Origin of the sequence: Pseudomonas viciae, assembly GCF_004786035.1 — a bacterium.
Taxonomy (GTDB): domain Bacteria; phylum Pseudomonadota; class Gammaproteobacteria; order Pseudomonadales; family Pseudomonadaceae; genus Aquipseudomonas; species Aquipseudomonas viciae.
In genome coordinates this window covers 6,285,009-6,305,512 of the sequence record NZ_CP035088.1, presented here as the reverse complement: position 1 = coordinate 6,305,512, position 20,504 = coordinate 6,285,009, and the positions used below count along the sequence as shown (strand labels likewise).

General features: G+C 61.6%; 24 protein-coding genes. 10 read left to right on the top strand and 14 right to left on the bottom strand.

Annotated elements, in window-relative coordinates:
* Positions 1–25 precede the first annotated feature (25 nt).
* The 3 genes from rsmD to EPZ47_RS28140 are packed head-to-tail and all read right to left on the bottom strand — an operon-like array spanning position 26 to position 3,475.
* Positions 26–637, bottom strand: a complete 612-nt coding sequence (gene rsmD / locus EPZ47_RS28150; RefSeq protein ID WP_135847636.1) for a 16S rRNA (guanine(966)-N(2))-methyltransferase RsmD — start codon at positions 635–637, stop codon at positions 26–28.
* Positions 637–2,127 carry a M16 family metallopeptidase gene (locus tag EPZ47_RS28145; protein ID WP_135847635.1) on the bottom strand — a complete coding sequence of 497 codons (1,491 nt, stop codon included), beginning with the start codon at positions 2,125–2,127 and terminating at the stop codon, positions 637–639. The genes rsmD and EPZ47_RS28145 overlap by 1 nt, the downstream gene beginning before the upstream one ends.
* Complete coding sequence (locus tag EPZ47_RS28140) at positions 2,120–3,475, bottom strand: M16 family metallopeptidase (RefSeq protein ID WP_135847634.1); 1,356 nt, start codon at positions 3,473–3,475, stop codon at positions 2,120–2,122. The genes EPZ47_RS28145 and EPZ47_RS28140 overlap by 8 nt, the downstream gene beginning before the upstream one ends.
* Before the next feature lie 344 nt (positions 3,476–3,819).
* Here EPZ47_RS28140 and ftsY point away from each other — a divergent pair, with 344 nt between their 5' ends.
* The 4 genes from ftsY to rpoH all read left to right on the top strand — a co-directional run bounded on the left by ftsY (position 3,820) and on the right by rpoH (position 7,885).
* Positions 3,820–5,232: a signal recognition particle-docking protein FtsY gene (gene ftsY, locus EPZ47_RS28135; RefSeq protein WP_135847633.1), complete on the top strand. Its 1,413-nt coding sequence runs from the start codon at positions 3,820–3,822 to the stop codon at positions 5,230–5,232.
* Entirely contained in the window at positions 5,229–5,900 is a 672-nt protein-coding gene (gene ftsE / locus EPZ47_RS28130; protein ID WP_025215982.1) for a cell division ATP-binding protein FtsE, read from the top strand. The genes ftsY and ftsE overlap by 4 nt, the downstream gene beginning before the upstream one ends.
* Entirely contained in the window at positions 5,897–6,919 is a 1,023-nt protein-coding gene (gene ftsX / locus EPZ47_RS28125) for a permease-like cell division protein FtsX (RefSeq protein ID WP_135847632.1), read from the top strand. The genes ftsE and ftsX overlap by 4 nt, the downstream gene beginning before the upstream one ends.
* A gap of 111 nt (positions 6,920–7,030) precedes the next feature.
* Positions 7,031–7,885, top strand: coding sequence for an RNA polymerase sigma factor RpoH (gene rpoH, locus EPZ47_RS28120; protein ID WP_003177476.1), 855 nt, complete (start codon positions 7,031–7,033; stop codon positions 7,883–7,885).
* A gap of 182 nt (positions 7,886–8,067) precedes the next feature.
* Here the strand turns inward: rpoH and mtgA are convergent, their stop codons facing one another.
* Entirely contained in the window at positions 8,068–8,790 is a 723-nt protein-coding gene (mtgA, locus tag EPZ47_RS28110) for a monofunctional biosynthetic peptidoglycan transglycosylase (protein ID WP_135847631.1), read from the bottom strand.
* Positions 8,791–8,863: 73 nt separating this feature from the next.
* Here mtgA and EPZ47_RS28105 point away from each other — a divergent pair, with 73 nt between their 5' ends.
* The 4 genes from EPZ47_RS28105 (at position 8,864) to trmB (ending at position 11,110) form a co-directional block, all read left to right on the top strand.
* Positions 8,864–9,235: a DUF423 domain-containing protein gene (locus tag EPZ47_RS28105; protein ID WP_041023985.1), complete on the top strand. Its 372-nt coding sequence runs from the start codon at positions 8,864–8,866 to the stop codon at positions 9,233–9,235.
* Between the two features lie 90 nt (positions 9,236–9,325).
* Positions 9,326–9,526 carry a sulfur carrier protein ThiS gene (thiS, locus tag EPZ47_RS28100; RefSeq protein ID WP_160893822.1) on the top strand — a complete coding sequence of 67 codons (201 nt, stop codon included), beginning with the start codon at positions 9,326–9,328 and terminating at the stop codon, positions 9,524–9,526.
* A gap of 54 nt (positions 9,527–9,580) precedes the next feature.
* Positions 9,581–10,375 carry a thiazole synthase gene (locus EPZ47_RS28095; RefSeq protein ID WP_003177480.1) on the top strand — a complete coding sequence of 265 codons (795 nt, stop codon included), beginning with the start codon at positions 9,581–9,583 and terminating at the stop codon, positions 10,373–10,375.
* Between the two features lie 9 nt (positions 10,376–10,384).
* Positions 10,385–11,110, top strand: a complete 726-nt coding sequence (trmB, locus tag EPZ47_RS28090) for a tRNA (guanosine(46)-N7)-methyltransferase TrmB (protein ID WP_135847630.1) — start codon at positions 10,385–10,387, stop codon at positions 11,108–11,110.
* Positions 11,111–11,241: 131 nt separating this feature from the next.
* On the opposite strand, the gene EPZ47_RS28085 is transcribed toward trmB, so the two are convergent.
* The 9 genes from EPZ47_RS28085 to EPZ47_RS28040 form a co-directional block, all read right to left on the bottom strand.
* Positions 11,242–11,565, bottom strand: coding sequence for a DUF3392 domain-containing protein (locus EPZ47_RS28085; protein ID WP_003177482.1), 324 nt, complete (start codon positions 11,563–11,565; stop codon positions 11,242–11,244).
* 21 nt (positions 11,566–11,586) lie between these two features.
* Positions 11,587–12,786, bottom strand: a complete 1,200-nt coding sequence (gene hemW, locus EPZ47_RS28080) for a radical SAM family heme chaperone HemW (RefSeq protein ID WP_135847629.1) — start codon at positions 12,784–12,786, stop codon at positions 11,587–11,589.
* Positions 12,783–13,379 (bottom strand): RdgB/HAM1 family non-canonical purine NTP pyrophosphatase, encoded by a 597-nt coding sequence (rdgB, locus tag EPZ47_RS28075; protein WP_135847628.1) that lies wholly within the window; start codon positions 13,377–13,379, stop codon positions 12,783–12,785. Before rdgB ends, hemW begins: the two co-directional genes overlap by 4 nt.
* Entirely contained in the window at positions 13,376–13,810 is a 435-nt protein-coding gene (locus tag EPZ47_RS28070; RefSeq protein WP_135847627.1) for a DUF4426 domain-containing protein, read from the bottom strand. Before EPZ47_RS28070 ends, rdgB begins: the two co-directional genes overlap by 4 nt.
* Before the next feature lie 25 nt (positions 13,811–13,835).
* Positions 13,836–14,456, bottom strand: coding sequence for a methionine biosynthesis protein MetW (metW, locus tag EPZ47_RS28065; protein ID WP_122567402.1), 621 nt, complete (start codon positions 14,454–14,456; stop codon positions 13,836–13,838).
* Positions 14,457–14,463: 7 nt separating this feature from the next.
* Complete coding sequence (gene metX / locus EPZ47_RS28060; protein ID WP_135847626.1) at positions 14,464–15,603, bottom strand: homoserine O-succinyltransferase MetX; 1,140 nt, start codon at positions 15,601–15,603, stop codon at positions 14,464–14,466.
* Positions 15,604–15,820: 217 nt separating this feature from the next.
* Positions 15,821–16,411: a YggT family protein gene (locus EPZ47_RS28050; protein ID WP_135847625.1), complete on the bottom strand. Its 591-nt coding sequence runs from the start codon at positions 16,409–16,411 to the stop codon at positions 15,821–15,823.
* A 10-nt stretch (positions 16,412–16,421) separates the two neighbouring features.
* Entirely contained in the window at positions 16,422–17,240 is an 819-nt protein-coding gene (proC, locus tag EPZ47_RS28045; RefSeq protein WP_135847624.1) for a pyrroline-5-carboxylate reductase, read from the bottom strand.
* 36 nt (positions 17,241–17,276) lie between these two features.
* Positions 17,277–17,957: a YggS family pyridoxal phosphate-dependent enzyme gene (locus EPZ47_RS28040; RefSeq protein WP_135847623.1), complete on the bottom strand. Its 681-nt coding sequence runs from the start codon at positions 17,955–17,957 to the stop codon at positions 17,277–17,279.
* A 53-nt stretch (positions 17,958–18,010) separates the two neighbouring features.
* Here EPZ47_RS28040 and EPZ47_RS28035 point away from each other — a divergent pair, with 53 nt between their 5' ends.
* Positions 18,011–19,045 (top strand): type IV pilus twitching motility protein PilT, encoded by a 1,035-nt coding sequence (locus EPZ47_RS28035; protein WP_135847622.1) that lies wholly within the window; start codon positions 18,011–18,013, stop codon positions 19,043–19,045.
* 146 nt (positions 19,046–19,191) lie between these two features.
* Here EPZ47_RS28035 and EPZ47_RS28025 read toward each other — a convergent pair whose 3' ends face one another.
* Positions 19,192–19,803: a C40 family peptidase gene (locus tag EPZ47_RS28025; protein WP_135847621.1), complete on the bottom strand. Its 612-nt coding sequence runs from the start codon at positions 19,801–19,803 to the stop codon at positions 19,192–19,194.
* A 250-nt stretch (positions 19,804–20,053) separates the two neighbouring features.
* On the opposite strand from EPZ47_RS28025, the gene EPZ47_RS28020 reads away from it, so the two are divergent.
* The gene (locus EPZ47_RS28020) at positions 20,054–20,482 is read left to right on the top strand and encodes an NINE protein (RefSeq protein ID WP_135847620.1); all 429 of its coding nucleotides are present in this window, start codon (positions 20,054–20,056) and stop codon (positions 20,480–20,482) included.
* Positions 20,483–20,504 lie beyond the last annotated feature (22 nt).

The window sequence follows — 20,504 nt, the reverse complement described above, 5'->3', positions numbered from 1 at the left end:
TATTCTCGATGCACTGGCCAGCCGTTCAGCCAACGTCCTCTGCCAAACGTTGCCACAACGCGTAATACACCCGTCCGGATTTCTGCTCGCGATGCAAACGCCAATTGCCGGGCAAGCCCAGGGTGGACGGGGCAGTCTCGCTTTCAGTGTAGACCCAGGCATCCTCGGCCAGCCACTGGCGATCCTCAAGCAAGGCACACACAGCAGGCAACAGATTCTGGTTGAAAGGCGGGTCGAGGAATACCAGGTCGAAGGGGGTCGCCGGTTGGCTGTCCAGGTAGCGCAGCGCATCAGCCGTCTGCACCTGGCCGACGGTGCAGCGCAGAGTGCCCAGGTGTTCTTTCAGGCTGGAGACTGCCAGGCTGCTGGCGTCCAGCGCCTGGCCCATGGCCGCGCCACGGGACAGCGCTTCGAGAAACAGCGCGCCGCTGCCGGCGAACGGGTCGAGCACCCGGGCGCCCGCCACGTAAGGCGCGAGCCAGTTGAACAGGGTTTCGCGCACCCGGTCCGGGGTCGGACGCAGGCCCGGGGCGTCAGGGAAGCTCAGGCGACGGCTGCGCCATTCACCGCCGATGATGCGCAATTGGTTCACACCGTTGTGGACGGGTTTCTTGCTGGAATTCGATGGGCGGGCCATTAGTGCTCCGGAACCCCGAGCGGCTGCTCGGCAGGTTTGTCAGTGGGGGCCGGCAGCGGCTTTTGCGGCACGCTCGGGCCGGCGGTGACGATGATCATTTTGTCCGTGCTCAGGTGTTTGTTCAGCGCGGCCCGGACCTGTTCGATCGTCAGCGCCTGGGATTGACGCATGAAGTCTTCCAGGTAGCTCAGCGGCAAGTCATAGAAACCCATCGCACCGAGCTGACCGACAATGTCGGCGTTGCTGGCGGTGGACAGCGGGAAACTGCCGGCCAGCTCACGTTTGGCGTCCTCGAGTTCTTTCTGGGTCGGGCCGTTCTTGAGGTAGTCGGCGAACACGTCCTGGACCAGTTTCAACGTACCTTCGCTCATCTCGGCGCGGGTTTGCAGGTTGATCATGAACGGGCCGCGGCCTTGCATCGGCGTGAAGCCGGAATACACGCCGTAGGTCAGGCCGCGTTTTTCCCGTACTTCGGTCATCAGCCGCGTGCCGAACCCACTGCCGCCGAGAATCTGGTTACCCAGGGACACCGCGGCATAGTCCGGATCGTCCCGGTCGATACCCAGTTGCGCGAGCATCAGGTTGGTTTGCTCGGACGGAAATTCAATATGAGTGACGCTCGCCTTCGGTTCCGCCGGCGCCGGGGTCTTCGCCAGGGCCGGGCCCTTGGGCAATGCCGCGGACACCTGGTTGGCAATCGCTTCGGCCTCGGCCCGGGACAGATCGCCGACCAGCGCAATCACCGCGTTGCCGGCGGCATAAGCCTTGGCATGGAAGGCGCGAGCCTGGGCCAGGGTGATCGGTGGAATGCTTTCTGCGCTGCCGTCACTGGAGTGGGCGTAAGGGTGCTCCCCGTACAGGCGCTTCATCAGTTCCAGGCCCGCCAGTTTGCCGGGGTTCTGCTTCTGATACTCGAAACCGGCCAGCAATTGGTTCTTGATCCGCCCGAAGGAGTCGGCAGGGAAGGTCGGTTTGCCGACGACTTCTGCGAACAGCTTCAGCGCCGGCTCACGCTTGTCCATCGCACTGAGGCTGCGCAGTGATGCCACGGCCATGTCCCGGTAGGCGCCGTTGCCGAAATCCGCGCCGAGGCTTTCAAACCCTTGGGCAATGGCGCTGACATCCTTGCCGGCCACGCCTTCGTTGAGCATGGCGTTGGTCAGCAGCGCGAGGCCGGGTGCATCGCCGTCCTGGCTACTACCGGCGGCGAAGGTCAGGCGCAGGTCGAACATGGGTAATTCCCGGGCTTCGACGAACAACACCTTGGCGCCGTCAGCGGTTTTCCAGGTCTGCACGTCGAGTTGGCGGTGGCTGGGGGCCTTGCCGTCCAGTTCCGCCAGCGATTGCAACTTGTTGCCGGATTTGGCCTTATCCAGCGCCTGGCTGGCAGTGACGCCAGTGGTGGGATACAGGTAGAAAGCCAGGGAACCGGCCAGGGCGATGAGCACCAGGCCAATCAGCACCCGACGCGGTGTTTTGCGCTCACTCATGAGCTTTCTCCTCGGGCAGGACATGCGCAACGCTCAGGCGCGAGCGGGTGAAATACAGCTGGGCTGCCTTCTGGATATCTTGCGGGGTCACGCTTTGCAGTTCGGCGAGTTCGGTGTCCATCAGCTTCCAGGACAACCCGACGGTTTCCAACTGGCCGATGGCGGTGGCCTGGCTGGTGATCGAATCACGCTCATACACCAGGCCGGCGATGACCTGGGCGCGCACGCGTTCCAGTTCTTCGGCAGTCGGAGGGGTGTTTTTCAACTGCTCAAGCAGGCGCCACAGACCGGCTTCGGCCTGGGCGAGGGTTTTGTTTTTCTGCGTATTGGGCGTCGCCGACAAGGTGAACAGCGTGTCGCCACGGGTGTAGGCGTCGTAGCTCGACGAACCGCCGGACACCAGCTCTTCGCCACGTTCCAGCTGTGTCGGGATGCGGCCGCTGTAGCCGCCGTCCAGTAACGCCGAAATCAGCCGCAGGGCATTGACCGAGCCTTTGTCCGTGGCGGTGGCGATGCTGGGCACATTAAAGGCCAGCATCAGGCTTGGCAGTTGGGTCTGCACATGCAAGGTGATCTGGCGCTCGCCCGGTTCGGCCAGCTCCAGGGGGATTTTCGCCACCGGCACGTCGCGCCGGGCAATCGGGCCGAAGTAACGCTGGGCCAGGGTCTTGACCTCGTCCGGCGTCACGTCGCCGACCACCACCAGGGTTGCGTTGTTCGGGGTGTACCAGGATTCGTACCAGTGCCGCAGCTCTTCGACGGTCATCCGATCCAGGTCGGCCATCCAGCCGATGGTCGGCGTGTGGTAACCACTGGCCGGATAAGCCATGGCCTTGAAGCGCTCGAAGGCCTTGGACATCGGCTTGTCGTCGGTGCGCATGCGGCGTTCTTCCTTGATCACTTCGATCTCGCGGCTGAACTCCTCCGGCGGCAGGCGCAGGCTGGCCATGCGGTCGGCTTCCAGTTCGAAGGCCACGCCCAGGCGATCCCGGGCCAGTACCTGGTAGTAAGCGGTGAAGTCATCGCTGGTGAAGGCGTTTTCTTCGGCGCCAAGGTCGCGCAGGATCAGCGAAGCTTCGCCGGGGCCGACTTTCTCGCTGCCCTTGAACATCATGTGTTCCAGGGCGTGGGACAAGCCGGTCTGGCCCGGCGTTTCATAACTGGAGCCGACCTTGTACCAAACCTGGGACACCACCACTGGTGCACGATGGTCTTCGCGCACCACGACCTTCAGGCCGTTATCGAGGGTGAATTCATGGGTGGGTTGTGGGTCGGCAGCCAAGGCTGAAAAGGGCAGACAAACTGTGCTGAGCAGCAGGCCTGCAGCGCGGCGGGCAAGAGCATTCATTCGTGTTTAAACCTGTTGGACTGCCCGCTAGGTCTTAGCGTCGGCGGGCGAGAGGGTGCTAGGATACTGATCCGTTTTACTGGCGGCCACGCCTATCGGGTCTTTTATCGACCCCTGGCTGTTTGGGTTCTGCGCAGAAGTGTGGGATTTTCCCGTGGATCCCTGTGCTTTCGCCGATGATGCCGTACCAGTCCTTCGTAAAAATCGACTATGAGGTGTCCTGGAGACATTTCGACAATCTGTTGCGCGTGAACAAGCTGGATGAAACGCAGTCTGTTCAGCATCGAATATTTATCACCGAGGCGCCTCCGCGGCGCGTCGCTACCGTGAGATAGCCGTCCTCCATGTTTGGTTCCAACGACGACAAGAAGACCCCAGCTGCGGCTGGCGAGAAAAAAGGCCTGTTCGGATGGCTGCGCAAGAAGCCGCAGGAAACCGCCGACGAACAGCCACAACCGCTGCCTGAACCTGCCGCCGAAACGGTGGAGGAGGAAGCCGCGCCAATCATCCTGCCGATTGCCGAGCCGGTCCTGCAACCGGTCGCGCCTGAGCCCGTGGCCGAACAGCCGCTGACCCCGCCCATCGAACCCACTCCCTGGCTGACCCTGCCGGTTGCAGAAGAGCCGGTGGCGCTGGTCGAAGACGAGCAAGCCGCGCATATCACCCCACCCATTCCGGCGGTGCCACAACCTGTCGTGGCGCCGATTGTCGAGGCCCCGCCGGTTGTCATTGCACCTGTCGCTTCGCAGCCCGCCCCTGAACCAGAACCCGCTCCGGTTGAAGCTTTGGCCCCAGTCGAGCCGGCCCGCACGGCTGAAGAGAACAAAGTCGGCTTCTTCGCCCGTCTCAAGCAAGGCCTGTCCAAGACCAGCGCCAGCATCGGCGAAGGCATGGCCAGCCTGTTCCTGGGCAAGAAAGTCATTGATGACGAATTGCTCGAAGACATCGAAACCCGCCTGCTGACCGCCGATGTCGGCGTCGAGGCGACCTCGGTGATCATCCAGAGCCTGACCCAAAAGGTTGCGCGCAAACAACTGACCGACGCCGACGCACTGTACAAATCCCTGCAGGGCGAGTTGACCAACATGCTCAAGCCGGTGGAACAACCACTGGTGATCACTTCGCAGAACAAGCCATTCGTGATTCTGGTGGTGGGCGTCAACGGCGCCGGCAAGACCACCACCATCGGCAAGCTGGCGAAGAAGCTGCAGCTCGAGGGCAAGAAAGTCATGCTGGCCGCCGGTGATACCTTCCGCGCCGCCGCCGTCGAACAACTGCAAGTGTGGGGCGAGCGCAACAAGATCCCGGTCATCGCCCAGCACACCGGCGCGGACTCCGCTTCGGTGATCTTCGACGCCGTGCAGGCCGCCAAGGCCCGTGGCATCGATGTGCTGATCGCCGACACGGCCGGTCGCCTGCACACCAAAGACAACCTGATGGAAGAGTTGAAGAAGGTTCGCCGGGTGATCGGCAAGCTCGATGCCGACGCGCCCCACGAAGTGCTGCTGGTGCTGGATGCCGGTACCGGCCAGAACGCCATTAACCAAGCCAAGCAGTTCAACCAGACCGTCGAACTGACCGGGCTGGCCCTGACCAAGCTCGACGGCACCGCCAAGGGCGGGGTGATTTTCGCCCTGGCCAAGCAGTTTGGCCTGCCGATTCGCTACATTGGCGTGGGCGAAGGCATTGATGATTTGCGCACCTTTGAAGCCGAGCCCTTTGTCCAGGCACTGTTTGCCGAGCGGGAGCACTCATGATTCGTTTCGAACAGGTCGGTAAACGCTATCCGAACGGTCACGTCGGCTTGCATGAGCTGAGCTTTCGGGTCCGTCGGGGCGAGTTTCTGTTTGTCACCGGCCATTCCGGCGCCGGTAAAAGTACTTTACTGCGCCTGCTGTTGGCGATGGAACGGCCCTCCACCGGCAAGCTGCTGCTGGCCGGCCAGGACCTGAGCACCATCAGCAATGCGCAGATTCCCTACCTGCGGCGGCAGATCGGCGTGGTGTTCCAGAATCACCAGTTGCTGTTCGATCGCACCGTGTTCAATAACGTGGCGTTGCCGTTGCAGATCCTCGGGCTGTCCAAGGCCGAGATCGTCAAGCGCGTGGACTCGGCCCTGGAGCGCGTGGCCCTGTCGGACAAGACTGACCTGTACCCGGGCGACCTGTCCACCGGCCAGCAACAGCGCGTCGGCATCGCCCGCGCCATCGTCCATCGCCCGGCCTTGCTGTTGGCCGACGAACCCACCGGTAACCTCGACCCGCGTCTGGCGGCGGAAATCATGGGCGTATTCGAAGACATCAACCGTTTAGGCACCAGCGTGCTGATCGCCAGTCACGACCTGGCGTTGATCGCGCGGATGCGTCACCGCATGCTCACTTTGCAGCGCGGTCGATTGATCGGTGACGGGGAGGCTGGTGTATGAGTGCGACTCGCAGCCCGAAAGTGGCCGAACGCGTGGCCCCGAAAGCCTCCGACCCGCAGCCGCAAAAGAAGAAACGCGACGATGACGACGGCCCGGACTTTGCCACGCTGTTGCGCGCCTGGATCGAAAGCCATCGCGCCAGCCTGCTGGACAGCCTGCGGCGCCTGGGCAAGCAGCCCATCGGCAGCTTCTTTACCTGCATGGTGATGGCGGTAGCCCTGAGTTTGCCCATGGGCCTGTCATTATTGCTCAGTAATGTCGAGCGCCTGGGCGGCTCCTGGCAGCGTGCGGCGCAGATCTCCCTGTACCTGCAACTGGAGGCGACTCCGGCGGAAGGTCAGGCGCTGCGCGAGCAGATCAAAGCCATGCCGGGTGTAGCCGATGCCGAATACATCAGTCGCGATCAGGCGCTTGAAGAGTTCCAGCAGCAGTCCGGCCTGGGCGAAGCCCTCAAGGAACTGCCGGAAAACCCGCTGCCAGGCGTGGTGCTGGTGACGCCGAATGAAGTCGACAAGCCGACCCTTGAAGCATTAAGACAAAGACTTTCCGAACTGCCGAAGGTACAGCAGGCGCAACTTGATCTAGTCTGGGTCGAGCGTCTGGCGGCGATCCTCAAGCTCGGCGACCGGTTTGTCTTCGGTCTGACGGTGCTTCTGGTTTCTGCATTACTTTTGGTGATAGGCAATACCATTCGTCTTCATATTGAAAACCGCCGCACCGAGATAGAAGTGATTAAACTCGTCGGCGGTACGGACAGTTATGTACGCAGGCCCTTCCTTTATATGGGCGCGCTGTATGGCTTTGGTGCCGGGATTCTGTCCTGGGGTGTATTGGCGTTCGGCCTGGACTGGCTGAACGATGCGGTAGTGGGGCTGGCCGGTTTGTACGGCAGTGATTTCGCACTGGCCGGTGTGCCAGCCGCCGATGGTCTGTCGCTCTTGCTTGGCGCAGTGCTGTTGGGTTATATCGGTGCATGGATTGCGGTAGCACGCCACTTGCGTGAGCTTGCACCAAAATAGGGTTTTTGCGCGTATTGACCTTTCAGTTTTTGTGGGAACTTGTCCTACGGTTCCCGGTCAATTTTCGCAGTGCTGAACTGCACGAGTTATGTGAGTCGGAGGTTTTTTCGTATGACCACTTCTTTGCAACCTGCTTATGCTCTGGTCCCGGGTGCGAACCTGGAGGCTTATGTGCACACGGTGAACAGCATTCCCTTGCTGACGCCTGAGCAGGAGCGTGAACTGGCCGAGAGTCTCTATTATGAGCAGGATCTTGAGGCGGCTCGGCAGATGGTGCTCGCCCACCTGCGTTTTGTCGTACATATCGCCCGCAGCTATTCTGGCTATGGGCTGGCCCAGGCCGACCTGATCCAGGAAGGCAACGTTGGCCTGATGAAGGCGGTCAAGCGTTTCAACCCGGAAATGGGTGTACGCCTGGTATCGTTCGCCGTGCACTGGATCAAGGCGGAAATCCACGAGTTCATCCTGCGCAACTGGCGCATCGTGAAAGTTGCGACCACCAAGGCCCAGCGCAAGCTGTTCTTCAACCTGCGCAGCCAGAAGAAGCGTCTGGCCTGGCTGAACAACGAAGAGGTCCATCGCGTGGCCGAGAGCCTCGGGGTAGAGCCTCGGGAAGTGCGCGAGATGGAAAGCCGCCTGACCGGCCATGACATGGCCTTCGACCCGGCCGCCGAAGCGGACGACGACAGCGCTTTCCAATCGCCGGCCAACTACCTGGAAGACCACCGGTACGACCCGGCGCGTCAACTGGAAGACGCCGACTGGAGCGACAACTCCAACACCAACCTGCACGAAGCCCTGGAAGTGCTGGACGAACGCAGCCGCGACATCCTCTACCAGCGCTGGCTGGCCGAGGAAAAAGCCACGCTGCACGACCTGGCGCAGAAGTACAACGTGTCGGCCGAGCGGATTCGTCAGCTTGAGAAGAGCGCGATGAACAAGCTCAAGGTGTCGATCGCCGCCTGACTGCGATAGCGGCCATAAAAAACGCCCCGATCAGTGATGATCGGGGCGTTTTTGTTTGTACGTTGCAATCCCCTGTGGGAGCGAGCTTGCTCGCGATAGCGGTGGGTCAGCCACATTGAAGTTGACTGATATACCGCCATCGCGAGCAAGCTCGCTCCCACAAGGGATCTTCAGTGTATGGGCTACTGCGCCCAAGGCGCTCGTCGCGAGTTATTAAGCTCCAGCAGATAACTGTCGCCCCCCAACTGGCTCATCTGCTGGCGAATCCAGCCCGCCCGCCGCAGCACATAGGGGCTCGGTCGGCTGGCGCTCCATTTTCGAGGGTTAGGCAATACCGCCGCCAGCAGGCTGGCCTGTTGCCGGGACAAGGCGTTGGCGTCAACCCGAAAGTGGTGCCGTGCTGCGGCTTCGGCGCCAAACACGCCGTCATCCCATTCGACGCTGTTGAGGTACACCTCAAGGATCCGCTGCTTGGGCCAGAACACTTCGATCAGTGCGGTGAACCAGGCCTCCAGCCCCTTGCGCAGCCAGCTGCGACCCGACCACAGGAACAGGTTCTTGGACACTTGCTGGCTGAGGGTACTGGCGCCGCGAATCGAACCGCCCTGCCCGTTGTGGGCAAGCGCGGCCTGGATCGCGCCGATGTCGAAGCCCCAGTGTTCGGGGAATTTCTGGTCTTCGCCGGCCATCACCGCGACCTTGAGGTTGTCGGAGATCCGCTCCCAAGGCTGCCAGGTGCGTTGCAGGTCGATGGGCTCGCCGCCGAACCAGGATTGAACCTTGCGCTCGATCATCAGCGCCGTGAACGGTGGCGGCACCACGCGAAACAACAGCACGAGCACAACGCTGCCGACGGCGAACCAGAGCAGGGCTTTTAGGAAACGTCGAAACAATGAACGCAGCATAGAGATGGCTTGGCCGAACCCGTCGAGCGGGCCATTATACAGACCCTGTCCACCGAGTCTGATTGGAGTTCTCATGCTGCGTAGCTTTCTGATGCTGGCTGCTTTTTTCGGCTTCACAGGCGTGGCACTCGGGGCGTTCGCCGCCCACGGCCTGAAAAACCGCTTGAGCGCCGATTACCTGGCGATTTTTCACACCGGCGTCACCTACCAACTGGTTCACACCCTGGCACTGCTGGGCGTCGCGCTGCTGGCCACGCACATCCCCGGGCGCATCGTCACCTGGGCCGGGATTTCATTTGTGGTCGGCATCCTGTTGTTCTCCGGCAGCCTGTACCTGCTGACCCTCACGGGGATCAGCAAGCTGGGCATCATCACGCCGTTTGGCGGCGTGGCGTTCCTGATCGGCTGGCTGTGCCTGGGGCTTGCCGCCTGGCGGCTGGGCTGACCGGACGGTCCCTTTCATGACGAATGGCTTGGGTCGCCCAGACTGATCGGGCTAGAATGCCAGCCCCTAAAAATGATGGCGGCATCCGGCATGCGCATTCAGTTGAACGGCGAACCCCTTGATCTGCCCGACGGTGAAACCGTCGCGGCCCTGCTGACCCGTCTGGAACTTACCGGACGCCGCGTCGCGGTGGAGCTCAATCTGGATATCGTCCCGCGCAGCCAGCACGCCGACACCACGTTGAACGACGGCGACAGCGTCGAAGTGGTCCACGCCATCGGCGGCGGCTAGTCCCTGCGGCTTTACAGTATTTCGCAAGAACCTCACCCCAACAGAGGATTTCCCATGAGCATCGTTCGTAGCGACAAGCCCTTCGTCCTGGCCGGTCGTACCTACCAGTCGCGCTTGCTGGTAGGCACCGGCAAATACCGTGACATGGAAGAAACCCGCCTGGCCATCGAAGCCTCGGGCGCCGAAATCGTGACTGTCGCCGTGCGCCGCACCAATATCGGCCAGAACCCGGGCGAACCGAACCTGCTGGATATCCTGCCACCGGATCGCTACACCATCCTGCCCAACACCGCCGGCTGCTTCGACGCCATCGAGGCCGTGCGCACCTGCCGCCTGGCCCGTGAGCTGCTCGATGGCCACAATCTGGTGAAGCTGGAGGTGCTGGCGGACCAGAAAACCCTGTTTCCCAACGTGATCGAAACCCTCAAGGCCGCCGAAACCCTGGTCAAGGAAGGCTTCGACGTGATGGTCTACACCAGCGATGACCCGATCATCGCCCGTCAATTGGCGGAAATCGGCTGCATCGCGGTGATGCCGCTGGCCGGCCTGATCGGCACGGGCCTGGGGATCTGCAACCCGTATAACCTGCAGATCATCCTCGAAGAAGCCAAGATCCCGGTGCTGGTGGATGCCGGTGTCGGTACCGCCTCCGACGCGACCATCGCCATGGAACTGGGTTGTGAAGCGGTGCTGATGAACTCCGCCATCGCCCACGCCCAGCAGCCGATCCTGATGGCCGAAGCGATGAAACACGCGATTGTCGCCGGTCGCCTGGCGTACCTCGCCGGGCGCATGCCGAAAAAACTTTACGCCAGCGCCTCCTCGCCGCTGGATGGTCTGATCAAGTAAGAGCCATTGATGACTGAATCGAACGACACGCCTGTCCTGCCGGAAGAAGGCGAAGAGCGCCAACACCGGCGCATCAAGAGTTTTGTGATGCGCGCCGGGCGCATGACTGAAGGCCAGCAACGCGGCCTGGACCAGGGCACGCCGCTGTTCGTGCTGCCCCTGGCCGATGCGCCGGTGGATTTTGACCAGGTGTTCGGCCGCTCGGCTCCGCGCTCGCTGGAAATCGGCTTCGGCATGGGCCATTCGCTGCTGGAAATGGCCGCCGCCGCGCCGGAGCAGGATTTCATCGGCGTGGAAGTCCACCGTCCAGGCGTCGGTGCGCTGCTCAATGGCGTGCTGACCCAAGGGCTGACCAACCTGCGGGTCTACGATTGCGACGCTATCGAAGTGCTCAACCGCTGCGTGGCCGACAACAGCCTCGACCGGTTGATGCTGTTCTTCCCGGACCCATGGCACAAAAGCCGCCACCACAAGCGCCGTATCGTCCAGGCGTCGTTCGCTGAACTGGTGCGCAGCAAGTTGAAGGTCGGTGGTGTGCTGCACATGGCCACCGACTGGGAGCCCTACGCCGAATACATGCTGGAAGTGATGAACGTCGCCCCGGGCTATCGCAACCTGGCTGAAGACGGCAAGTGCGTACCACGCCCGGCCGAACGGCCGATCACCAAGTTCGAACGCCGTGGCGAACGGCTTGGGCATGGGGTTTGGGATTTGAAGTTCGAGAAGGTGGCGTAAGCATCACGCGGTAAAAACTGTGGGAGCAAGGCTTGCCCGCGATAGCAGCACCTCGGTACCAACTTCAACCCCGAGTTGCCTACATCGCGAGCAAGCTTTGCTCCCACATTTGTTTTGTGGTGTCTGTGGGATCAGCGCCGATCCGCCACCACACCAATCAACACCAGCACCACCAACAGCACTGGCGCCAGGCTGTAGTTGTTGAACTGGCTCAAGCCCCGAACGACCCACGGCGTGGCGTAGATCAGGGCCGCGCCGCTGCCGATCATGCACAGCAGGGCGATCAACGGAACGCGCAGGGCGCCGGCGATGCTGCCCAGGCGTTGTTCGACCCAGCCCTTGATGTCGGCGCCAAACAGCACCAGCAGGCAGCCCACCAATGCCAGGGAGATTTCCGACAGGTTGCTGCGGCTCCAGCGGGACACGGTGGCGAGCAGGTCGAGTACCAGATCCATTCGATTTCCTTGTTTGGGTAATTAGCTCAAAAATTTCTGCAGCAAGTCGTTGAGAAACAGCTGTCCACGCTCGGTGGCCGCCAGACGTGACGGTTCGACCTGCAACAAGCCGCTTTGTTCGGCCTCGCGCCGGCCTTCGGCCAGGCTTTGCAGGGGCAGCCCGGTGCGCTCCGGGTACAGCCGCGCTTCCACACCTTCAGTCAGGCGCAGGGCATTCATCAAAAACTCAAAAGGCAGCTCTTCATTGGCCAGGGTTTTCTCGCCAGCCAGGAAACGTTTGGCCGGGTTGAGGTAGTCCTTGGGCAGGCGAGTCTTCCAGGTGCGTACGATGCGCCCGTCGGGATGGCTGAGCTTGCCGTGGGCGCCGGCACCGATGCCGATGAAGTCGCCGAAACTCCAGTAATTGAGGTTATGCCGCGCCGGTCGCCCGGGTTGGGCATAGGCCGAAACTTCGTATTGGGCGTAGCCATGCTCGGCCAGCAACGCTTGCCCGGCTTCCTGGATGTCCCACAGCGTGTCGTCTTCCGGCAATGTCGGCGGCTGGTTCCAGAACACCGTGTTCGGCTCCAGCGTCAGCTGGTACCAGGACAGGTGGGTCGGCTTCAAGGCGATGGCTTGGCGCAGATCGCTCAAGGCATCGTCGAGGGACTGGTCGGGTAGGCCATGCATCAGGTCCAGGTTAAAGTTATCGAACCCGGCCTGACGGGCCATACCGGCGGCGCGCACCGCCTCGTCACCGTTATGGATTCGGCCCAGGGCTTCGAGCTTGGCCTGCTGGAAGCTTTGGATGCCGATGGACAGGCGATTGATGCCCAGGGCCCGGTAAGCGACGAACTTTTCTTGCTCGAAGGTGCCGGGGTTGGCTTCCAGGGTGATTTCGATGTCATGGGCGAACGGTACGCGCCCCTCGACGCCCTTGAGCAGTCGGCCCAGAGCCTGGGCGCTGAACAGGCTGGGTGTGCCGCCGCCGAAAAAGATCGAGCTCAGCTGCCGGCCATACACGGCGTGCAGGTCCTGGTCGAGGTCGGCGAGCAAGGCGTCAACGTATTCCTCTTCCGGCAGTTGCGGGCTTGCGGTGTGGGAGTTGAAATCGCAATACGGGCATTTGCGCACGCACCACGGGATGTGGATGTACAACGCCAGGGGCGGCAGCACCGGTAGTGGCGCCCGAGGGGTTTGCGCACCGCCATGAATCAGAGGTGCGGGGGACTCATCGATCATTGCAGGCCCAGGCGTTGACGCAGCAGCACCATGGCGCGGGCGCGGTGGCTCAGCTGGTTTTTTTCCACCGGGCCCAGCTCGGCACTGGAGCAGTTGCGCTCCGGCACCCAGAACAGCGGGTCATAGCCGAAACCGTGCTCGCCGCTGGCCTCGGTGAGAATACGCCCGTGCCACAAGCCTTCGCAGAGGATCGGCAGCGGATCGTCGGCATGACGGACCAGGGCCAGGACGCAAACGAACTGCGCGCCGCGCTCGGCTTCCGGCACGTCCTTGAGGGCTTCGAGCAGCTTGGTGTTGTTCGCTGCGTCACCTTTGCCGTCCGCGTAGCGGGCCGAATAGATGCCCGGCGCGCCGCCGAGAAAATCCACCGCCAGCCCGGAATCGTCGGCCAGCGCCGGCAGGCCGGAGATGCGCGCGGCATTGCGGGCCTTGAGGATGGCGTTCTCGACGAACGACAGGCCGGTCTCTTCCGGTTCCACCTGGCTGAACTCACCAATCGAACGCAGCTGCACCGAGCCGCCGAGCATGGCCTGGAGTTCCTTGAGCTTGCCGGCGTTGTGGCTGGCCAATACGAGTTGGGTAAAGTTGATCATTGGCCCGGGAACAGTTCCTGGTTGAAGTTGATGGTGTTGAGCTTGTCGCCCACTTGCACTTTGATCTCGAAGGTCCGGGTTTCCTGCTGGGGTACCGGGTACTGGGCGATGTAGTAGATCGCGCCTTGTTCGGTCACTTGCTTGAATTTCAGTGGGACGCTCTGGCTGGTGAGGTCTTTGACCGTGCCGCTGACCTGGGCCATCAACGGTTTGCCGTCCTTGAGTACCGAGACGTTGATCACGCCCTGTTCCTTGCTGCGGATCAGTTCGGCGGCCTTGGCGATGTCCGGCGTCAGGAAGGTGGAATTGAAGGTGTTGTAGTGCACGGTGATGTCACCGAACACTTCCTTGCGTTCGCCCTTGATGACATCGGCGGCCATGGCGCCAACGCTCAGGCAGGCGGTGATGAGAAACAACGCTAGACGTTTCATGTCGTGCTCCTGGTTCGGCCGGGCTTCATACCGCGACCTGATGATCGGCAAGGCCTGGGCTGCTGACCCGATAGATGCCTATTTCACCTAACAGATTAGGCCATAGCTTGCTGGCCCACCCATGGCGGTGTTGCTGGTCCACCGCCAGGCGATCAATGACCTTGGCCTCGCGTTCGCGGCACAGCGCTTCGAAATCCTCGAAGGTACAGAAGTGGATGTTCGGCGTGTTGTACCAGGTGTAGGGCAGGAAATCCGACACCGGCATGCGGCCCTTGCTCGCCAGGTACCAGCGGCAACGCCAATGCCCGAAATTGGGGAAGGTGATGATGCACTGGCGCCCGACCCGCAGCATTTCGTCGAGGATCTTGTCCGGGTAGTGCACCGCTTGCAGCGCCTGTGTCATGACCACGACGTCGAAGCTGTTGCTGGCGAAGTTGCCCAGGCCCTTGTCCAGGTCCTGCTCGATCACGTTGATGCCCTTGGCCACGCACTCGGCGATGTTGTCCGGGTCGTTCTCCAGGCCGTAGCCGGTGACTTGCTTGTTGTCCCGCAGCCAGGTCAGCAGTTCGCCGTTGCCGCAGCCCAGGTCGAGCACGCGGCTGCCAGCGGGGATCCATTCCTGGATGATGTCCAGATCGGCTCTCATGGCGTCCTCACAGGGTTATACGGTTCATGTAGTTGCCGAACGCCTGCAGGTAGCGCGGGATCGGGATCAAAAAGGCGTCGTGGCCCTGGGGCGCGTCGATCTCCAGGTAGCAGACGTCCTTGCGCGCGGCCATCAGTGCATCCACCAGTTCCCGCGAGCGCGCCGGGGAGAAGCGCCAGTCGGTGGTGAACGACATCACGCAGAACTTGGCCGTGGCGCCGGCGAAGGTTTTCGCCAGGTTATCGTCGAAGTTCGCTGCCGGATCGAAGTAGTCCAGTGCCTTGGTCATCAGCAGGTAGGTGTTGGCGTCGAAACGCCCGGAGAACTCTTCGCCCTGATAGCGCAGGTAGCTCTCGACCTGGAACTCGACGCTGTGGAAGTCGTAGTTGAGCTTTTCGCTCTTGAGGCCACGGCCGAATTTTTCGCCCATGGAGTCGTCGGACAGGTAGGTGATGTGCCCGACCATCCGCGCCAGCATCAGCCCGCGCTTGGGGATGACGCCGTGTTCCTGGAACGAACCGCCATGGAATTCGGGGTCAGTGAGAATCGCTTGGCGCGCCACTTCGTTGAAGGCGATGTTCTGCGCCGACAGCTTGGGCGCCGAGGCGATTGCCAGGCAATGGCGCACGCGGTCCGGGTAGGTGATGGTCCATTGCAGGGCCTGCATGCCGCCCAGGCTGCCGCCGATCACCGCTGCCCATTGGCCGATACCGAGGCGATCGGCCAGGCGCGCCTGGCTGTGGACCCAGTCTTCGACCGTCAGCACCGGGAAGTCGGCGCCGAAGGGCTTGCCGGTGTCCGGATTGAGGCTGCTGGGACCGGTGGACCCGTTGCAGCCGCCGAGGTTGTTCAGGCTGACCACGAAGAACTTGTTGGTGTCGATGGGCTTGCCGGGGCCGATGCAACTGTCCCACCAGCCGGGTTTTCGGTCGTCGACGCTGTGGTAGCCGGCGGCGTGGTGATGCCCCGACAAGGCGTGGCAAATCAGCACGGCGTTGCTCGCCGTGGCATTGAGCGTACCGTAGGTTTCGTAGATCAGGTCATAGGCTGGCAACGAACGGCCGCAGGCCAGGGCCAGGGGCTCGCTGAAATGCGCCATTTGCGGCGTCACCAGACCAACGGAATCGGGGGGAAAGGCAGCTGGCATCGACCCTGCTCGCGTTGAAATGAGGCGTAAGTCTAAAGACCGCTGTGGCTAGCGGCAAGCAACGGGCGGCGCTGATTGTCCGCCCGGCGCAAACCCCGTGGGAGCAAGGCTTGCCCGCGATGAGGACGATGCGGTCTTTCAGGGACCGAGGTGCCTGTTTCGCGAGCAAGCTTTGCTCCCACAGAGATCGGTGCTGACTGATCAGGCCGGTGTCGGGTCAGATCAGCAGGCGCAGGATTTCCGGCATCATGGTCATTGCCGCCAGGTTGTTGATCACCAGCATGTCGATCAGCTTGAGCACCATGAACGCCAGGATCGGCGAGATATCCAGGCCGCCGAGGTTCGGCACGATGCGGCGGAACGGCGCCAGGGCCGGCTCGCAGATCTGGTTCACCAGTTCCGCGCCCGGGTTATGGCTGCCCGGCGAGACCCAGGACAGGATCACGCTGACAATCAGGGCGAAGAAGAAAATCTTCAGGAACAGCGCGGTCACGCCAATGAGCGACCAGATCAGCAGTTGCAGCGGGTTGCCGGTGGTTCCGTAGGTCAGCAGCAGGGTCAGGGCCATCAGCGCCAGTTGCACGAGGATTGCCAATACCAGCGACGACATGTCCAGGCCGAACAGGCTCGGGATGATCCGGCGCAGCGGCTTGAGCAGCGGCTGGGTGGCCTTGACGATGAACTGGCAGAGCGGGTTGTAGAAGTTGGCGCGTACCAGTTGCAGCACGAAGCGCAGCAGCACGATCAGCAGGTACAGGCTGCCGAGGGTTTGCAGCACGTAGACCGCTGCAGTATTCAATCCAATCATGAATGGCTCCTTATTGGCCCAGTTGTTCGGCCATTTCGGCCGAGCGGTGCGCGGCGGCGCCGAGTGCTTTTTCCACCAGGGCTTCGAAGCCCCCGGCCTGGAACGATTTGATAGCCGCTTCGGTAGTGCCGGCCGGCGAGGTCACGCGGCGGCGCAACTCTGCCGCGTCGACGTCGCTGGACACCGCCATGTGCGCGGCGCCCAGAGCAGTCTGCAACGTCAGTTTGGCGGCGATGTCCCGCGGCAGGCCGAGTTTCTCGCCGGCGGCGGTCATGGCTTCGATCAGCAGGAAGAAATACGCTGGACCGGAGCCGGAGACGGCGGTGACGGCGTCCAGTTGTTGCTCGGTTTCCAGCCACAGCGCCAGGCCCACCGCCGACAGCAACTCTTCGGCCTGCTGGCGTTGTGCGGCGCTTACCTGTGCGGTGGCGAACAGCCCGCTGACGCCCTGGCGCAGCAGCGCCGGGGTGTTGGGCATGCAGCGCACGATCGGTTGCTCGCCCAGCCAGTTGCTCATGCTGGAGCAAGTAATGCCAGCGGCAATCGACACCACCAATTGATGGGGCTTGAGGCTCGGGCGCAGAGCTTCGCACACGGTTTTCATCGCTTGTGGCTTGACCGCCAGCACGATGACATCCACGCCGTCGATGGCCTGGGCGTTGTCGGCGAAGGTTTCGATGCCGTGCTCGGTGCTCACCCGGGTGCGGGTCTCTTCACCCGGATCGCTGGCGCGGATCTGCGCAGCGTCCAGGCCTTTGGCCCGCAGGCCGCCGATCAGGCTGGCGGCCATGTTGCCGGCGCCAATGAAGGCAATACGCGTGTTGCTCATGACAGGTCCTTGATTAGAGAGTGGGGTCAGCATGGCTTAGCTATAGTCGCGCGCGCCAAACAGGGCCGTACCGATGCGCACCCAAGTGGCACCCTGGGCAATAGCTGATTCGAGGTCATGGCTCATGCCCATGGACAGTGTGTCCAATGGCAGCTCCAGGCTGGCTTGCAGCTGTTGAACGGCGGCGAAGGCTGCGTCCTGGGCCGCACGATCATCGGTCGGCTCGGGAATCGCCATCAACCCGCGCAGCTTCAGGCGTGGCAGAGCGCTGATGGCGTTTGCCAGCGCAGGCAGGTCCGTGGGTGTGCAACCGGACTTGCTGGCTTCGCCGCTGACATTGACCTGGATACAGATGTTCAGCGGTGGCAGTTCGGCGGGGCGTTGCTCGGACAGGCGTTGTGCAACTTTCAAGCGATCCACGGAATGCACCCAATCGAAATGTTCGGCAATAGCGCGCGTCTTGTTCGATTGAATGGGGCCGATGAAGTGCCAGATCAAGGGCAGGTCAGTGAGTTCGACCTGTTTACCCAGGGCTTCTTGCAGATAGTTCTCGCCAAAGTCCCGCAGGCCGGCGGCATAGGCTTCGCGCAGGGCCTGGGCGGGCTTGGTCTTGCTCACGGCCAGCAGCTGGACGCTGTGTTCAGCGCGCTGGGCGGCCTGCTCCGCAGCGTGGATACGCGAACTAACCTGAGCGATGTTGTCTGCTATCGTGGACATAAAGAAGCGCCAGCGGTGAGGTTCGCGGCATTCTACTGGAATTGAGGAGCGCTATGGATATCACTGAGTTACTGGCGTTCAGCGCCAAGCAGGGCGCGTCGGACCTGCACCTGTCCGCCGGGTTGCCGCCGATGATCCGTGTCGATGGCGATGTACGGCGCATCAACCTGCCGGCGCTGGATCACAAGCAGGTTCATGAGCTGATCTACGACATCATGAACGACCGGCAACGGGTGGATTACGAGAAGTTTCTGGAAACCGATTTTTCCTTCGATGTGCCGGGCGTGGCGCGATTCCGGGTCAACGCCTTCAATCAGAATCGCGGTGCCGGGGCGGTGTTTCGCACCATCCCGTCAAAAGTCCTGACCATGGAAGACCTGGGGATGGGCGAAGTGTTTCGCAAAGTGACCGAAGCGCCCCGCGGGCTGGTGTTGGTGACCGGACCGACCGGGTCAGGCAAGTCCACGACCCTGGCGGCCATGATCGACCACTTGAACAGCCACAAGCACCATCACATCCTCACCATCGAAGACCCCATCGAATTCGTTCACGAACCGCGCAAATGCCTGATCAACCAGCGCGAAGTGCACCGCGACACCCAAAGCTTCTCCACGGCCCTGCGCTCGGCCTTGCGGGAAGACCCGGACGTGATTCTGGTGGGGGAGATGCGCGACCTGGAGACGATCCGCCTGGCCCTGACCGCCGCCGAAACCGGCCACCTGGTGTTCGGCACCCTGCACACCACGTCGGCGGCCAAGACCATCGACCGGGTGGTGGACGTGTTCCCGGGTGACGAGAAGTCCATGGTTCGCTCGATGTTGTCGGAATCGCTGCAGGCGGTGATTTCCCAGACGCTGGTCAAGAAGATCGGCGGCGGCCGAATCGCGGCCCATGAAATCATGCTGGGGACCTCGGCGATCCGGAACCTGATCCGCGAAGACAAAGTGGCGCAGATGTACTCGTCGATCCAGACCGGCGGCTCGCTGGGGATGCAGACGCTGGATATGTGTTTGAAGGATTTGCTGACCAAAGGCTTGATCAGCCGCGAACATGCCCGGGAGCGGGCGCGTACGCCGGATAACTTCTAGAGGGTGGTGCTTTTGCAGGCCTCATCGCGAGCAAGCTCGCTCCCACACTCGATCTTCAGTGACCACAGAAATTGTGTTCGCCGCAAATAAAATGTGGGAGCGAGCTTGCTCGCGATGAGGCACTCAGCAGCGACACAAATACCGGATCAGCGCTGAACCACCCGCAGCCCACCCGGTTCTTTCGGCAGAACCCGCTTGGCAACCACGTAATGGGTGTTCCAGTACGGTTTGTTCAAGGTGTCGATGCTCACCGACTTGCCACGGCGCGGGGCGTGGATGAAGCGGTCGTTGCCCAGGTAAATAGCCACATGGTTGACCCGGCGGCTCTTGAGCTTGAAGAAAATCAGGTCGCCGGGCTTGAGGTCCTTGCGATCGACTTTCTCGCCGTGACCGGAGGCCATCGCATTGGAAGTGCGTGGCAGGTCGAATGTGGCGTCGTTGAAGGCGTACTTCACCAATCCGCTGCAATCGAAACCTTTACTTGGGCTACTGCCGCCCCAACGATAAGGTGTGCCGAGTACATTCACGGCACGGCTCAGCACGTTGCTGCTCGCTTTGGTCGCCATGGGCGGAACCAGCTTGCTGTTAGTCGTGCTCAAGCGCTGGACGTTTTGCTTGTTCTTGCTCGCAGGAGCAGAAACATGGGATTTGGGGGTGTAGCCGTTGACGTTAGGAAGACGTTGCTCACGATTAGTGGCGTGGGCGGCCAGTGGCATTAATAGGCAAATGGTCAGCCATGTCTTGAAAAATGGACGCATTAGGCAGGGCTCTTAAAGGTTAGCGCGCAACTTTATAACAGCTTTTTTCGCGTTCCTGAGGCCGTTTGTCGATTCGAAACCCGGCGCCAACCCAGCATAATTGCGACAAATTGCTCCGATTGTCCGACAGAACCCCGACCCCACGGGGGTTTGCTTGGTTCAAAGCCGCTCAGGACCGCTTGTCGGCGAGATACAAAAAAGTCACAAAAAATCTGAACAAATTTATCTATCGAGGCAAAAGAGGCCATTCATGAACAGCTATCAGCAGGACGTAACCCGCGATACCCACAGCAAATTCATTGGCTACTTGCTGTGGATTTTCGGTTTTACCGGGGCTCACCGCTTCTATTACGGCAAGCCAGTCACCGGTACGATCTGGTTCTTCACCTTCGGCCTGTTGGGTATCGGCTGGCTGATCGACCTGTTCCTGATCCCGGCCATGGATCGCGAAGCGGACCTGCGTTTTACCCCTGGCCCTATTGAATACACCGTTGCGTGGATCTTGCTGACGTTTCTCGGTGTGCTGGGCGTGCATCGCATGTATCAGGGTAAATGGCTCAGTGGGATCCTTTACCTGCTGACTGGCGGGGTGTTTTTCCTGGGGGTGTTGTATGACTTCTGGACGCTGAACGATCAGGTTTCGATTCGTAATGCGCAGAAGCGGGGGGCTTTTCACTAAGTCAGCTAGACCGAGTCGCCTG

What these genes read in the sequence shown, in the direction of transcription:
- rsmD (WP_135847636.1), bottom strand. Translation starts at nt 637, where the DNA reads ATGGCCCGCCCATCGAATTCCAGCAAGAAACCCGTCCACAACGGTGTG.
- EPZ47_RS28145 (WP_135847635.1), bottom strand. Translation starts at nt 2,127, where the DNA reads ATGAGTGAGCGCAAAACACCGCGTCGGGTGCTGATTGGCCTGGTGCTC.
- EPZ47_RS28140 (WP_135847634.1), bottom strand. Translation starts at nt 3,475, where the DNA reads ATGAATGCTCTTGCCCGCCGCGCTGCAGGCCTGCTGCTCAGCACAGTT.
- ftsY (WP_135847633.1), top strand. Translation starts at nt 3,820, where the DNA reads ATGTTTGGTTCCAACGACGACAAGAAGACCCCAGCTGCGGCTGGCGAG.
- ftsE (WP_025215982.1), top strand. Translation starts at nt 5,229, where the DNA reads ATGATTCGTTTCGAACAGGTCGGTAAACGCTATCCGAACGGTCACGTC.
- ftsX (WP_135847632.1), top strand. Translation starts at nt 5,897, where the DNA reads ATGAGTGCGACTCGCAGCCCGAAAGTGGCCGAACGCGTGGCCCCGAAA.
- rpoH (WP_003177476.1), top strand. Translation starts at nt 7,031, where the DNA reads ATGACCACTTCTTTGCAACCTGCTTATGCTCTGGTCCCGGGTGCGAAC.
- mtgA (WP_135847631.1), bottom strand. Translation starts at nt 8,790, where the DNA reads ATGCTGCGTTCATTGTTTCGACGTTTCCTAAAAGCCCTGCTCTGGTTC.
- EPZ47_RS28105 (WP_041023985.1), top strand. Translation starts at nt 8,864, where the DNA reads ATGCTGCGTAGCTTTCTGATGCTGGCTGCTTTTTTCGGCTTCACAGGC.
- thiS (WP_160893822.1), top strand. Translation starts at nt 9,326, where the DNA reads ATGCGCATTCAGTTGAACGGCGAACCCCTTGATCTGCCCGACGGTGAA.
- EPZ47_RS28095 (WP_003177480.1), top strand. Translation starts at nt 9,581, where the DNA reads ATGAGCATCGTTCGTAGCGACAAGCCCTTCGTCCTGGCCGGTCGTACC.
- trmB (WP_135847630.1), top strand. Translation starts at nt 10,385, where the DNA reads ATGACTGAATCGAACGACACGCCTGTCCTGCCGGAAGAAGGCGAAGAG.
- EPZ47_RS28085 (WP_003177482.1), bottom strand. Translation starts at nt 11,565, where the DNA reads ATGGATCTGGTACTCGACCTGCTCGCCACCGTGTCCCGCTGGAGCCGC.
- hemW (WP_135847629.1), bottom strand. Translation starts at nt 12,786, where the DNA reads ATGATCGATGAGTCCCCCGCACCTCTGATTCATGGCGGTGCGCAAACC.
- rdgB (WP_135847628.1), bottom strand. Translation starts at nt 13,379, where the DNA reads ATGATCAACTTTACCCAACTCGTATTGGCCAGCCACAACGCCGGCAAG.
- EPZ47_RS28070 (WP_135847627.1), bottom strand. Translation starts at nt 13,810, where the DNA reads ATGAAACGTCTAGCGTTGTTTCTCATCACCGCCTGCCTGAGCGTTGGC.
- metW (WP_122567402.1), bottom strand. Translation starts at nt 14,456, where the DNA reads ATGAGAGCCGATCTGGACATCATCCAGGAATGGATCCCCGCTGGCAGC.
- metX (WP_135847626.1), bottom strand. Translation starts at nt 15,603, where the DNA reads ATGCCAGCTGCCTTTCCCCCCGATTCCGTTGGTCTGGTGACGCCGCAA.
- EPZ47_RS28050 (WP_135847625.1), bottom strand. Translation starts at nt 16,411, where the DNA reads ATGATTGGATTGAATACTGCAGCGGTCTACGTGCTGCAAACCCTCGGC.
- proC (WP_135847624.1), bottom strand. Translation starts at nt 17,240, where the DNA reads ATGAGCAACACGCGTATTGCCTTCATTGGCGCCGGCAACATGGCCGCC.
- EPZ47_RS28040 (WP_135847623.1), bottom strand. Translation starts at nt 17,957, where the DNA reads ATGTCCACGATAGCAGACAACATCGCTCAGGTTAGTTCGCGTATCCAC.
- EPZ47_RS28035 (WP_135847622.1), top strand. Translation starts at nt 18,011, where the DNA reads ATGGATATCACTGAGTTACTGGCGTTCAGCGCCAAGCAGGGCGCGTCG.
- EPZ47_RS28025 (WP_135847621.1), bottom strand. Translation starts at nt 19,803, where the DNA reads ATGCGTCCATTTTTCAAGACATGGCTGACCATTTGCCTATTAATGCCA.
- EPZ47_RS28020 (WP_135847620.1), top strand. Translation starts at nt 20,054, where the DNA reads ATGAACAGCTATCAGCAGGACGTAACCCGCGATACCCACAGCAAATTC.